At 62.7% G+C, this 12,202-nt stretch carries 12 protein-coding genes; 6 read left to right on the top strand and 6 right to left on the bottom strand.

Annotation, left to right across the window (positions count from 1 at the left end; all coding sequences use genetic code 11):
- Together ABD327_RS37335 and ABD327_RS37330 are read right to left on the bottom strand one after the other, a co-directional pair.
- Positions 1–2,424, bottom strand: a 2,424-nt coding sequence (locus ABD327_RS37335) for a DEAD/DEAH box helicase family protein (RefSeq protein WP_344458524.1), incomplete at its 3' end; no start/stop codon positions are given.
- 440 nt (positions 2,425–2,864) lie between these two features.
- Positions 2,865–3,587 (bottom strand): hypothetical protein, encoded by a 723-nt coding sequence (locus ABD327_RS37330; protein WP_344458522.1) that lies wholly within the window; start codon positions 3,585–3,587, stop codon positions 2,865–2,867.
- 274 nt (positions 3,588–3,861) lie between these two features.
- On the opposite strand from ABD327_RS37330, the gene ABD327_RS37325 reads away from it, so the two are divergent.
- Positions 3,862–4,377 carry a hypothetical protein gene (locus ABD327_RS37325; protein WP_344458520.1) on the top strand — a complete coding sequence of 172 codons (516 nt, stop codon included), beginning with the start codon at positions 3,862–3,864 and terminating at the stop codon, positions 4,375–4,377.
- 159 nt (positions 4,378–4,536) lie between these two features.
- Here the strand turns inward: ABD327_RS37325 and ABD327_RS37320 are convergent, their stop codons facing one another.
- Positions 4,537–5,190 carry a helix-turn-helix transcriptional regulator gene (locus ABD327_RS37320; RefSeq protein WP_344458518.1) on the bottom strand — a complete coding sequence of 218 codons (654 nt, stop codon included), beginning with the start codon at positions 5,188–5,190 and terminating at the stop codon, positions 4,537–4,539.
- A 346-nt stretch (positions 5,191–5,536) separates the two neighbouring features.
- On the opposite strand from ABD327_RS37320, the gene ABD327_RS37315 reads away from it, so the two are divergent.
- Positions 5,537–6,412 (top strand): hypothetical protein, encoded by an 876-nt coding sequence (locus ABD327_RS37315; RefSeq protein ID WP_344458516.1) that lies wholly within the window; start codon positions 5,537–5,539, stop codon positions 6,410–6,412.
- 73 nt (positions 6,413–6,485) lie between these two features.
- Here ABD327_RS37315 and ABD327_RS37310 read toward each other — a convergent pair whose 3' ends face one another.
- The gene (locus ABD327_RS37310; RefSeq protein ID WP_344458526.1) at positions 6,486–6,902 is read right to left on the bottom strand and encodes an ATP-binding protein; all 417 of its coding nucleotides are present in this window, start codon (positions 6,900–6,902) and stop codon (positions 6,486–6,488) included.
- A gap of 107 nt (positions 6,903–7,009) precedes the next feature.
- Here ABD327_RS37310 and ABD327_RS37305 point away from each other — a divergent pair, with 107 nt between their 5' ends.
- The 3 genes from ABD327_RS37305 (at position 7,010) to ABD327_RS37295 (ending at position 8,999) form a co-directional block, all read left to right on the top strand.
- Complete coding sequence (locus ABD327_RS37305) at positions 7,010–7,864, top strand: helix-turn-helix domain-containing protein (protein WP_344458514.1); 855 nt, start codon at positions 7,010–7,012, stop codon at positions 7,862–7,864.
- Positions 7,821–8,003, top strand: coding sequence for a DUF397 domain-containing protein (locus ABD327_RS37300; RefSeq protein ID WP_344458512.1), 183 nt, complete (start codon positions 7,821–7,823; stop codon positions 8,001–8,003). The genes ABD327_RS37305 and ABD327_RS37300 overlap by 44 nt, the downstream gene beginning before the upstream one ends.
- A gap of 357 nt (positions 8,004–8,360) precedes the next feature.
- A complete protein-coding gene (locus ABD327_RS37295) occupies positions 8,361–8,999 on the top strand; it encodes a class I SAM-dependent methyltransferase (RefSeq protein ID WP_344458510.1) in 639 nt (212 codons plus the stop codon).
- Between the two features lie 363 nt (positions 9,000–9,362).
- Here ABD327_RS37295 and ABD327_RS37290 read toward each other — a convergent pair whose 3' ends face one another.
- Positions 9,363–10,298 carry a GlxA family transcriptional regulator gene (locus ABD327_RS37290; protein ID WP_344458508.1) on the bottom strand — a complete coding sequence of 312 codons (936 nt, stop codon included), beginning with the start codon at positions 10,296–10,298 and terminating at the stop codon, positions 9,363–9,365.
- Between the two features lie 82 nt (positions 10,299–10,380).
- On the opposite strand from ABD327_RS37290, the gene ABD327_RS37285 reads away from it, so the two are divergent.
- Entirely contained in the window at positions 10,381–11,604 is a 1,224-nt protein-coding gene (locus tag ABD327_RS37285) for an MFS transporter (protein WP_344458506.1), read from the top strand.
- Between the two features lie 56 nt (positions 11,605–11,660).
- On the opposite strand, the gene ABD327_RS37280 is transcribed toward ABD327_RS37285, so the two are convergent.
- Positions 11,661–12,023 carry a hypothetical protein gene (locus tag ABD327_RS37280; RefSeq protein ID WP_344458504.1) on the bottom strand — a complete coding sequence of 121 codons (363 nt, stop codon included), beginning with the start codon at positions 12,021–12,023 and terminating at the stop codon, positions 11,661–11,663.
- Between the last annotated feature and the right edge of the window lie 179 nt (positions 12,024–12,202).

Genomic DNA, 12,202 nt, shown 5'->3' with positions numbered 1-12,202 from the left:
CTGCTGGAGGAAATTAAGGCGTTCCCGGTCATCCAGGTGCAGTATTCGGCCGAACGCACGTCCCAATGCCTCATCGCTCGTCAAATCGTGGATAGGGCGGTTGTCGAGGCCTGCTTGACGTCGGATCCGGGTCCAGCCACCACGATTTCCAGAATATAGATCTTCGAGTTCCCTGCCTGTCTTCTGCAAAAATTCAGCCAGGGTGGGATCGCCGCCTATAGTCTTGAGTTCTGTTACAACTTCAGCAGCGCGGAACCCTAGAGCTTGCTTAATATTATTGAGAACGGCTTTGCTTACTTCCCGGTCCAGGTCGATTGCGCATCCTGCTGGGAGTACGGGGAATCCCTCCGTGATCGCATCTTCAAGGTTTCCACGTGTGATCCCTGTCAGTGCACTGAGTTGCTTGTCAAAGCGGAACTCCTTGCGCTGGTGTCCTACAAAATCTAGAACCGTGAGGACAGGCTTATCCTGAGTAATTCTTAGGCCACGTCCAAGTTGCTGGAGAAATATAGTAGCGCTGTTAGTTGGACGAAGGAAAAGGACAGTATTGATGGCAGGGACATCAACTCCTTCGTTGAATATGTCAACAGCAAATACGGCCTTAAGTTCCCCATTCTTAAGTTCAATCAAGGCATTCTTGCGTTGCTCGCTACTCATCGCTGAGGTGATTGCACGAGAGGGAATTTCACGTTCATTAAATTGAGTCGCCATATATTCGGCGTGCTTAATACTAACGCAGAACCCGACTGCCTTCATTAGGGATACATCGGCTATTTTGTTCTCTATCGATTGGGCAATGATGTTTACGCGACTATCCAAGTTGGTGTACAGCTCTGTGAGCTCGCTGACGTCATACCCCAAACCACGCTTCCAGGTGACATGGGATAGGTCTACATTGTCATGTATCCCAAAGTAGTGGAAGGGAACTAGAATTCCCTGCTCGAGAGCTTCCCAAAGGCGAAGTTCAACAGTCGGCTTTCGCCCGTCGAACCAGTGCAGGATATCTTCGCCATCGGTGCGTTCTGGAGTCGCGGTTAGGCCAAGTAGAATATGTGGATCGAGGTGCTCTAGAAGATTCGAATAGGATTTCGCAGCGGCATGATGAAACTCATCCACAATGACCATCTGGAACTTGTCTTTAGGAAGATTCGACAAGTTGCGGAGCGACTGGATGGAGCCAAACACATGCTTCCACTCAGTTGGATTCTGTCCATCGACAAATAGCTCTCCAAACGATCCGTCCTTGAGGACTGTTCGGAACGTGTGAAGGCTCTGCTCGAGGATTTCTTTAGTATGGGCAACGAAAAGAAGTGATTCTACTTCTCCTGCTTCGCGCAATCGCTTGTAGTCAAGCGCAGAGACAATCGTTTTGCCAGTCCCTGTTGCCATGACTGCAAGGTTTCGTCTGTGGTCGTGCTCGACTCGAGCAGCCTCTAGCGCATCGAGTATTTCTTGCTGATACCCGTAAGGCCTTACATCAATATTAGCGATTGTAAGCGAATTGGCCTGGCTAATCTTGCCACTGCTTGCTAGAGCCTCTTTAAGACGCCCACGGTCCCGTTTAGGATCGTATTCCTCGAAGGTGGGGTCACTCCAGTACTCTTCAAAGGTGGCAGCAAAAGTCTTAATAATGCTTTCTTGTTCCGCTCGAGCTAGACGGACGTTCCACTCAAGTCCATCAAGCATTGCGGAGCGGGATAGGTTTGACGACCCTATATAAGCTGTATCAAGCTTTGACTTTCGGTGAAATAGCCATGCTTTTGCATGCAGCCTGGTTCGTCTCGTGTCGTATGAGACCTTTACCTCGGCTCCAAGTTCTACTAGGCGATCAACGGCTGCTTGGTCTGTAGCTCCCATGTAAGTGGTTGTAATAACGCGAAGCTTTCCTCCGCGTCCAACGAAATCTCGAAGAGCATCTTCGATAAGGCGAATTCCGTGCCACTTAACGAAAGCGCATATGAGATCTACCTCATCGGCAGAATCGAGCTCCTTGATTACCTCGGGCCCGATCTTTGGCTGGTCTCGGCCATTGACAAGGAGTGCGCTTGAGGAAAGGGGAATATCTGGACGCTGGAACCGAGTTACATGTTCATCCGGTTGAATGTTAGTGGATATTTCTAGCAGCAAATCATGGCTGTCTGCTATCTGGTCGCTTCTATCTGCAGCTTCGGCAACCAGGATCGAGATTGCATCTGCAATTCGATTAGCTGTGGCTACCTGAGCAGCGACCGATTCCTTGCTTCGTTCTCCAGCGATGCGCAGAGCTCGCCGCGTGAGTGTTGCCAGGTGCTTGACGAGGAGTTCGCTTACCTCGGCCTCATCCAGATCTTGGCGGTACACCAACTTCCCATCGATCGTTTGCAGCTGCTCCTGCAAACCCTCGGTCACAAGATCTTCATATACACCTGGAACAAGCTCAGTCACAGAAGTCAGCCTATCGTCTTCCTACCCCGTTAGCCATTAGTCCGTATCCAGCTACACGGGAAGGATCAAGATTTTTATGTCTAAAGCCTAGGGCCGAGGATAATTCTGTAGGGATTCGATTCCATCGTTGTGACCCTGTTCGAGGTATCCATTGGTGCGCGGTTCGATTGGGTGGGTGGCGAATAGGTACTGCAGTAGGTAGGGCGGGTGTGTTATGTGCATAAGGCGACATCGTCCCTCGTGGGGGGTGATGTCATAAGTTAAGCCGAGAGCGGAGCTGTCGACCCATGGCTGTACTTACGTCTTTGCTTGGTCCGTGCGGACGGATAGCCCATCTCTTTTACTGGCGCCCTGCCGTATCCAACTGTGTCGTATTCGTGTTGCGCCGCAGATGATCTTCCTGAGTGATGCGAGGCTCGCTCATGTTGTTTCGAGGTGGTTTAGCGGGTTGGGAGCAGTCGGTCGCGGATGGCGGTCAGCTGAGCCTGGACCGCTTCGGAGGTGTGTGCGGCGATGGCCGCTTCGACGGCGGCGAGTGCTGGGCCGTCGTTGAGCCAAGTGGACAGTTCGGTGTAGGTCGTGCTGGCGGTGTCCCAGTAGGCGTTCTGTGCGACCAGCCGTCTGTCTTTGATCTCGGTCTCGGTGGTGAGGAACTCGTGGAGGTTCGCGATGGCCGCCGCGGTGCGCAGGGCCGACCAGTCGTGCAGCCGGTGGGCGATGCTCGGCTGGGCGCTGCCCAGTGAGCAGAGCAGTTCCCCGGTGCCGACCCAGGAGGGGTCGTGGGTGAGGACGTCGATCCACAAGGCGTCCATCAGCTCTTTGAGGATCATCGCTTCGGGCCAGGACCACCAGTTCGCCTGGCCGAGTTTGATGAAGATCAGTTCCAGGTCCGGCCAGGTCATGCCGTCAGGGGTCAGTGACAGCTCCAGGAGGCGAGGCGCGAAGTAGCGAAGGTCTTCGGTTCCACCGACCGTGTTCATCACGTGCACGCCGTAGGCGACCAGATCATCCACCTGCAGCCGCTGGCGGGGCGTGTTCAGCAGGACGGCGATCTCCTCGGCCCGGATGCAGCAGGAACAGGCGTCGATGTTGGTCGGGCGCGGGGCGGCGGCGAAAGCACCGTCGAGAGCCGCGACTACGTCAGCGGGAGGTCGGACCGTCATCGGGACATTCAATCCGAATCTGAACCCTCGCGAAGACCCCTCCCGCAGGCCCTGCTCAGGGCGAGCCGACAGAGCACCCTTGCCAACGAGCACACGGTCTGAAGGGGATTTGAACACCAGATGCCACCAGGCCAGACTCCGAACATCGGACGGTTTACTGGCAGGCTGTCGTATCCAACTGTGTCGTATTCGCGCGGACGGCTTGATCGTGGACTCGTCCAGCATAGGGCGGGGCCTTGGGGGCGACTTCCGGTGGATGGCTAAGGTCGTCTCCGTGCAGGTGCTCAGCTATCACGATCAGGCGTTCATCAACTTTCGTGGCTTCGCCTTCGATAGTGGTGCCCACGGCTTCCGCTGGGTCGACATCAAATGCTTCAGGCTGAGCATGCCTGACACCGACGATATGACCCTCCTCCGTTCCCTCATCGGTCAAGAGCAGTTCCGAGACGACTACGCCGGCGGCGGCGTCGATGCAGAAGGGATCCGACACGGCCCGTACTGGGTGGATCGCATCGGCGTCGACGACTATGTAGCGGTGACGAACTCAACCGCCGTCGATGCTCTTGCCAGCTGGGCCAGGCTGCACGGGTCGGTGCCCGATGCTCTCAACGAGACGCTGGAGCTTGAGGTCTTTGCGCCGCTTCGCCAGGCCACGAGCAGCTACCAGCTGAAGGAGTTGGCTCGGACGTCACTCCACGATTGGGGCGGTGTCCACACTGAGTTTCACGAGTTCGTCTCGATAGACCGCATGACCCACCGCGTGCTCCTGATCGTGGCTGCGGACGACTGAGACCCGCGCCTCAAGAGCTCCACGCACTGCATCTGATCGAGTAACGGAGACATTGCCGACGGTTTATTCGCAAGCAGCAAGGTTTTCAGTAGCGCCCACTGATCATTAGGAGGCCGGCGGAAAGGCGGCGAGTAGTTGAGGGATTTCGGGTACCGCGGTTCAGCTCTGGTCGTTGAGGAACCCGAACTCGATGGCGTCCGCGGCCCACTTAGGGACGTAGGCGGGAGGCTCCATCCCCGCTGCGTGCATCCGGTTAAGCGCCTCGGCCCACGCTTGGAGCGCATCGGCGTAGGTCGTGCGTGTCGTCTGGATTCGCTGGGGGTCGCCGATCTTCTCGGCCGTGCGTCCCTCTAGGTCTGCCTGGTGCAGCGTCTTGGATGCCTGGGCGAACTGGTCATAGAGCCGAATCGGTTCGCTAGTGATGTTCCAGAACCGCATGCCTTCCGGGTCGTCAGGCGTGGGTCGGTTTCCAAGGCGGCTGTTGCCTGTTAGCCAGTTTCGTAGTTCGTACGGCCCGACTTCTAGGCCGGGGAGGATCGTGACCGTGACGTCTTGGCCGAGGGGGGCCAGGAGTTCCAGAGGAGGGACGTCGAGCACGTAGGCCAGGGCGATCAGCTCTTCCAGCGTCATGCGTCGGCGTCCTGAGCCGTCTCGCCGTCCGAGCTCCAGGTTGGTGATCACGGACGTCGTGAGTTCGGTCATGCCGAGGTCCCTCAGCGCATCGACCACCTGCTGGACGGTGAGATCTCGCCGCTTGCGCAGCTCTCGGAACCGGAGAGCGGCAACGTCGCTAGGGCGCAACGAATCTGCCATGGCGACAGATTAGCGCAACGACCTGCAAACTTTGGTTGTTTGCTGCGACCTTCTCTGTCTGTCTGTACACTCGCGGCCATGGACGTGGCGTGCGATGAAATTGTCTCCGGGACATTCCCGGTCCGGGTGTGACAGTTGCTTGCACTCGCAGTAGAGGCGTGCCCCGTAGCTGTGTTGGGTGGCATCCCTGCTGGTTGGACGTCGGGGAGCGGATCAACACGCAGCAACATGACGGAGGGACGGTCGTCTGATGGCCTCAGGCGATGAGGAGGCTCGACCAGCTGGGGCTGCTTCGAAGACGGAGCCCGTCCGTGTTGGCCGGTTTGAGTGGGAGCGGCTCGTCCTCATGAACGACTTCCCTGAGGCCGACCGATTCCGGCTGCTCGCCCTCGGCGTCTTCATGGATGGCATCAGCGGGGGCGGGGCGCGACCGGGTAACGCAGGATTGGCGTTGTTTGGTCCACATGAGGAGACATGGAAGAAGCTCCTCCGTCGTGCGGTTGCGGCCGGGTGGTTGGTCTTGATCGAACGAGGAGGGGCCCGGCGCGGGACTGGAGGGACGACCATCAGGCGGGCATCGGTCTACGCCGCATCGGTGCCTGCCGAGGTCTACGCCCGGCGCGACGAGATCCTCTCGGCCCCACCGTTTAAGAAGGAAGCGCCGATGGCTGATCCGACGGAAGTCGCACCAGCGTTGAAGGAAGCATGCGGAGACTTCCTTCCCCCGTCCTCGAAGGAAACCCCTGGGCGCTTCCTTCATGGAACTTCGAAGGAAGCGGAGCAGCCTTTTGAAGGAAGCGGCGAGCGTCTTGAAGGAAGCCTCCAGGGGCTTCGCCATCAAACACTTCCATCAAGCATCCCTCCATCAAGGGCGGACGCGGAAGATCAGCAGCGGACGTCCAGCACGGTTGGCAGGAAGACGCAGGAAGCTCCGAGCCTCGGCGAAACGGTCGCCGCGTTGCTTGCTGGTTACACCGGGCAGCCCGTAGATCGTTCGTGGGCGGAGAAGGTCTGCCGTCAGATCCTCAACGGCCGGGAGGTGCGCAACCCCCTGACCTACATCGCCAAGGCCATCAGTAGCGAGCCTGACCGTTACGCACCTCAGAGCGCTCCGTGGGACAGGCCCGTGCCGGTTGCTGGGCAGGCCAACCCTGATGGCTATGAGCGTGGGGCCGCGCTCGCCCGCAAACTACTCGCCGCTAAGTACAGGCAGCAAACATGAACGATCAAAGGACCCGCCCGTAGGCAGGCTGGTGGCGAAGTTGAAGGCAGAGGGTTCGTTGCGACCTGATGGGTTAGGCGTCGAGGGAGGCCCAGACCCACTTTCCGCCCGAAGGGACGGGGTGATGGCCGCAGGTTGAAGAGAGAGCTTCGACGAGGGGGAGCCCCCAGCCGCCGCCGTTGTCCCAGGTGTTCGGGGAAGCATCGAGGGCTTCGAGGGTGAGTTCGGTGGTCGGCTTCGCGATGGGGAGGGCGGGAGCCGGGTCCCAGACGGAGATGAAGATGCCCTGGCTGTTGTGGTTCAGGCGGAGCTTGATCCGCGAGTTGGGGGCGGCCTTGCTCGCGTTCGTGATGAGTTCACTGGCTACGAGGAGGACGTCGTCCAGGCGGTGGGTGTAGCCCCACGTGGTGATGCGGCGGGCGATGAGGGTGCGGGCCAGGCGGGCGGCGGTGGGGCAGGCGAGCAGGCGGATGTTCAGTTCGTCGGTCATGGTTCTCACGAGGTCTCCCAAGAGCGGGTTTGCTGATTCCGTTACGAGAATCGCATCGCGTGGCTACGCTCCGTTGTGTTTTCCAAACACGAAAACAAGGAGGTGGTATGCCCAAATTGCGCGATCCGCTGGATCCGCAGCTCTCGCTGTGGCATCTGCTGTCGTTCCAGCTGCGCCACCTGCGGGAACTCCATGGTCTGACGCTGGCCCAGGTGGGTGTGATCATCAATGCCGCCCGTTCGACGGTTTCCAACATCGAGGCGGGAAGGCTGCGTATCGATGAGCGGCAGGCCGCGTTGCTGGACCAGAGGTACGGGACGGGTGCGCTGATCCAGACGCTGCTGTATTTCGCGTGCATGGGGCACGATCCGGAATGGCAGCGCCAGTACGCCGACTACGAGGCACGAGCGACGATCATCAGGATCTATCACGGGCAGATCATCCCGACCGGGTTCCAGACGGAGGCCTACATTCGTGCGCTGTTGGCGGCACGGGTCGGGGTGAACGTCGAGGCGGCCGTCACTGCCCGGGCAAAGAAGACCGCGGCCATCTTCGAGCGAGAGGTGCCGCCGTATGTCTGGCTTCTCCTGGACGAAGGCGCTCTCGAGATCGAAGTGGGCGGCCGCGAGGTGATGCGAGAGCAGCTTCAACATCTCCTGGACATGGGGAAACGTCCGAACGTCTCGGTACGGATCGTTCCGAAGTCTTCAGGCTCGCATCTGGGGCAGGACGGGCCGATGAGGGCCATCAGCCTGAAGACTCGCGATCTTGCCTATATCGGTGCGCGTAACGGTGGCAGGCTGGTGGAGACGCCCGGTGAAGTCCGGGAACTGATCATCGAATTCGACCTCATAGGGCAGCAGGCCGCCTCCGAGGAAGAGTCGCGACGGGTCATTCGGCGAGTGATGGAGTGCAGGTATGGCGGTGCAGTGGCGGAAGAGCTCCTACAGCGGCACGACTAACGACGACATCTGTGTCGAGGTGGCGTGTTTCCCGTCAGGTGTGGGTGTTCGGGACTCCAAGAACCCAGGCCTCGGACACCTTGCTCTGACCCGGGGGCAGTTCGGGCGGCTGGCGTCCGGGCTCAAGAAGCAGGACTGACGTCTGACGGCGGCCCGTGACCCGCCCGAGGTCATGGGCCGTCCGCGTAGTGCGTCGAGCACTTTGTTTCTGCCTCAACGTGCCTCATCCTTCGCCGTCATCCTTGTTGAGATCCCGCAGGCCGGCTTCGACCTCGCTTCTCTCACCGGCCTTGCGGTGTCGGCCTACCAAGGGGCAGTGGTCAGTGGCGTGCCGTGTCATTCACAGGCGACCTCCGTCTGACCGGGTTCGTTCAGACGCGGTATGACGATCACCGTTCTCGGCGCTTACCCTGCCATGAGGCGGCTGCTGGGGGCTCCGGTCGTCCGCGACGCTGTTCGGGCTTCTCTCACCCACGGCTCAAGGAAAGGGGACTCGGTGTCCTCCTCGGTCAGCCATCCGCTGTTCGCCCGCTATTACGCCCGGTTCAGCCACTCCCTGGAGCGGGGCATCGCCCGGCACCGCCGGGCGATGCTGGCCGACCTGTCCGGAACGGTTGTCGAAATCGGCGCGGGCAACGGCCTGAACTTCGCGCACTATCCACCCACCGTCACCCGGGTGATTGCTGTCGAGCCCGAAGCGTTCCTCCGCGGCATCGCCGAACGCGCAGCTGCGGCCGCACCCGTCCCCGTCACCGTCGTCGACGGCCTCGCCGAACGGCTCCCGGTCGGCGACGGTGAGTGCGACGCCGCCGTCGCCTCCCTGGTCCTATGCACAGTCCCGGACGTACCGGCCGCCCTGGCCGAGATCACCCGCGTGCTGAAACCCGGCGGCAGCCTCCGCTTCCTGGAGCACGTCCGCTCCCCGAACCCCACCCGCGCCCGTGCCCAGCGACTCCTGGACGCCACGATCTGGCCGCGGCTGGGCGGCGGCTGCCACTGCGGCCGCGACACCGCCGCCGCGATCCGGACCGCCGGTTTCGCCATCGAGCAGCTCACCCACCTGTCCACCGCCGACACCACCATGCCCTTTCCCGCCTCCCCGCAGATCCTCGGCACCGCCATCCGCCCGCACTGATCCCTGTCGTACGGGCCTCGCGGATAGAAGGGCGGCAAGATGGTCGCGGCTTCCGCCCCCGGCGAGATCGGGCTTTCCGTCCGCTCACCGATGAGTGATCTCCGTGTGATCCCGTTCGTGCGGGCTGAGCGGGTCGGGCCTGCCGCTCGCGCGGCGGCCCTCCAGCAGCCCCTCAGAGCACCGTGCCCCGGGCGGCCTCGTCGCCGAATTCGTCTTCGTCTGCGGGAGGGTCGGGCATCTGCCAGGTCGCCACGATGAGCGGCAGCAGGACGACGAACATCATGCACCGATGCGCGTCAGATAAAGAAGCCCGCGCTACACCCCGACGGCCGAGGTCCACCCGTGGACGAGTTCGAGCGGAGGTCAGCGGAAGGACCGGCGGTAGGCGGCGGGCGTGGTGCGCAGGGCGTCGTAGAAGCGACGGCGCAGGTTGACCGCGGAGGACAGGCCGACCTGTCGGGCGATGGTCTCGATCGGGAGGTCGGTCTCCTCCAGCAGCGCGCGGGTCGTCGCGATCCGGCGCTCCAGCAGCCAGCGGCCGGGGGAGACGCCGAGCTGCTCGGTGAAGTGCCTGCTGAGGGTGCGGGGCGAGACCCCGGACCTGGCCGCGATGTCCTCGACGGTCAGCGGCTGGTCCAGCCGGGCGGCCATCCACTCCAGCAGCGGGGCCAGCGAGTCGGGGACGGGCCCGCGGGTCGGCAGCTCGGGGAACTGGCGCTGCCCGCCCTCGCGCAACGGGGCGGCGGCGAACTGGCGGCCGATCCGGGCCGCCAGCGCGGCGCCGTGGTCGCTCCGGACGAGGTTGAGGCAGAGGTCGAGGGTCGTGGCCGACGCCCCGGCGGTGGCCACATCGCCGTGGTCCATATAGAGGATCTTGGAGTCGAACCGGACCCGCGGGTGGGCGGCCGAGAGCTCGTCCACCAGGTCCCAGTGCGAGGCGGAGCCGCGGCCGTCCAGCAGGCCGAGCGCGGCCGGGATCCAGACCCCTTCGCAGACCGCGATGATCCGGGCGCCCCGTGCGTGGGCCGCCCCGACGGCCTCCAGCACCGCGGGGGAGTCCGGCCGGGAGCACCAGCCCGCGATCAGCACCGTGTCGGCCTCGGCCAGCGCCACCAGTCCCTGTTCGACGATCAGATCGACGCCGAGCGTGGTCCGGACCGGTCCCGGGTGCTCGGTGCACATCCTGAAGTCGTAGTGGTGGGGGATCTCCGTGCCGTGCCAGCCGAACACGGCGGACGCGCAGGTCACGGGATAGAGCTCCATCAACGGACCGGCCAACGCGACCACGCGATGCCTCATGGCAGGAATGTACCTGATGATGTCATTCCGGACGCCTGCCGACTTTAGCAATCTTGCTCAGAATGGTCGGCATGGAGGTTAAATGACCGCGATTCTCGACCATGGGGTCGGTCTGGAGGGCTCGTCCAGGCTGTGGACCAGGGATTTCACCCTGTACTTCGGGGCGCGTTCGGTCTCGCTGCTCGGCGACGCGATGATGCAGGTCGCCGCCGCGCTGGCCGTGGGGAAGATCTACGGGGTTTCGGGCGTCGGCTACGTCCTGGCGGTGTGGACGCTGGCTGCCGTCGGCTTCGTCGTCTTCGGCGGGGTCTTCGCCGACCGGATCGGGGCCCGGACCGTGATGATCGGGGCCGACATCGTCCGGGTGGCGACCCAGGGCGTCGTCGCGGTGGCCTTCCTGACCGGGACGCCGCCGCTCTGGCTGCTGCTCGTCTGCTCGTCCCTCGCGGGTACCGCGGCCGGGATGTTCCAGCCGGGAGTCAACGGCATGATCCCGCTGATCGCACGCGATCCGCAGCGGGCCAACGCCACCCTCAAGATCGCCGACGCGGGGTCGCAGCTCGCCGGACCCGCACTGGCCGGCCTGATCATGGCGCTCTCCAGCGCGGGCGTCGTCTACTCACTGAACGCGGCGACCTTCGCCTTCAGCGGGCTGTGCCTGATGCTGATCAGGGCACGCCCGGCGGGAGGCCCGAAGCGGTCCTCGACGGTCCTGTTCGACCTGCGGCGCGGCTGGACGGAGTTCCGCTCCCGCACCTGGATGTGGTCGGTGATCGTGATCTGGGTGTTCTTCGGGATGTTGGTCTTCGGCCCCCAGATCCCACTGGGCTCGCGGCTGATCGGCGAGCGGCTCGGCGACGCCGCCTACGGCTGGGCGATGGCCGGGCTCGGCGCCGGGACGGTCGTCGGCGGGCTGATCGCGATCAAGCTGAAGCCGGCGCGGCCGCTGGCGGCGGGCGGCGTCGCCATCTTCGGCTTCACCTTCATCCCGCTCTCGATAGCGCTGGAGCCGTCCCTGCCGTTGCTGATCGCCGGGCACCTGGTGGGCGGCTGCGCCTGGGCGTTCTGGTCGGTGATGTGGTCGACCAGCGTCCAGACGCAGGTCCCGGGCGACGTGCTGAACCGGGTGACCGCCTATGAGGTCGCGGGGTCGGTCTCCGGGGTCGCCGTCGGGCAGGCGCTGGTCGGGCCGGTCTCCGAGGCCGTCGACCCGCGGAGCCTGCTGTTCGTCTCGGCGGGCGTCTGCGTCGCGGTCTGCGCCGCGTTGCTGACGACCCGGCCGATCAGGAACCTGCGTCGGGTGTGAAGCGGTCCGGCATGTCAGCGGCGCTTCGGACTGTTTCAACACCTTTGAAACAGACTTCAGTAGGTCCAGCAGCCGCTTCCGCCGACGCTGACACCGGGGATGAGGAAGATCCATTCGAAGGGGACGAAGAGGTGGATGTCGCAGTAGGGGGCCCAGCCGTGCAGGTACGGCCCGCGGTCGTCCCATCCGATGGACGGGCCGCTGTTCACGGCGGCGATCACGTTTTCCGGGGCGCCCTGCTTCTTGAGCTTGGCGATGATCTCGTTGCGCTCCGCCTTGGAGAGCTCGACGGGCTCCCGCACCTGGGAAGTGCTCTTGTGCTCGGGCTTGGCCGCGGCTTCGGCCGGGGCGGCGCTCAGCGTCAGCATTCCGGTGAGGGCCAGCATGGAGACGGTGCGAGCTACGTGGCGGTTTCTCATCCGCCGACTATGCGCCGTTCCCACCATCGGTTCTTGTCAGCACCGGCAAGAACCGCCTACCGGGAAACTGCGTGGTCCTTGACATTCGACAGGTCCTGTAAAGCGGGGGTGAGCTGGAGGGCGGGGATGGTGCGCCCGCGTCTCACTCACCCGCCACCGCACCAAGCAGGCCGGGCCCC

The sequence above is a fragment of the Actinocorallia aurantiaca genome (genome assembly GCF_039533685.1).
In the GTDB taxonomy this organism is placed as follows: domain Bacteria; phylum Actinomycetota; class Actinomycetes; order Streptosporangiales; family Streptosporangiaceae; genus Actinocorallia; species Actinocorallia aurantiaca.
The sequence above is the reverse complement of the archived record's forward strand: the minus strand, read 5'-3'. Positions and strand labels throughout refer to the sequence as shown.

Bases quoted from the DNA above. Each gene is read 5' to 3' on its own strand.
- ABD327_RS37300 (WP_344458512.1), top strand. From the start codon at position 7,821: ATGGCGGTGCAGTGGCGGAAGAGCTCCTACAGCGGCACGACTAACGAC.
- ABD327_RS37330 (WP_344458522.1), bottom strand. From the start codon at position 3,587: ATGACGGTCCGACCTCCCGCTGACGTAGTCGCGGCTCTCGACGGTGCT.
- ABD327_RS37315 (WP_344458516.1), top strand. From the start codon at position 5,537: ATGAACGACTTCCCTGAGGCCGACCGATTCCGGCTGCTCGCCCTCGGC.
- ABD327_RS37290 (WP_344458508.1), bottom strand. From the start codon at position 10,298: ATGAGGCATCGCGTGGTCGCGTTGGCCGGTCCGTTGATGGAGCTCTAT.
- ABD327_RS37320 (WP_344458518.1), bottom strand. From the start codon at position 5,190: ATGGCAGATTCGTTGCGCCCTAGCGACGTTGCCGCTCTCCGGTTCCGA.
- ABD327_RS37285 (WP_344458506.1), top strand. From the start codon at position 10,381: ATGACCGCGATTCTCGACCATGGGGTCGGTCTGGAGGGCTCGTCCAGG.
- ABD327_RS37280 (WP_344458504.1), bottom strand. From the start codon at position 12,023: ATGAGAAACCGCCACGTAGCTCGCACCGTCTCCATGCTGGCCCTCACC.
- ABD327_RS37305 (WP_344458514.1), top strand. From the start codon at position 7,010: ATGCCCAAATTGCGCGATCCGCTGGATCCGCAGCTCTCGCTGTGGCAT.
- ABD327_RS37310 (WP_344458526.1), bottom strand. From the start codon at position 6,902: ATGACCGACGAACTGAACATCCGCCTGCTCGCCTGCCCCACCGCCGCC.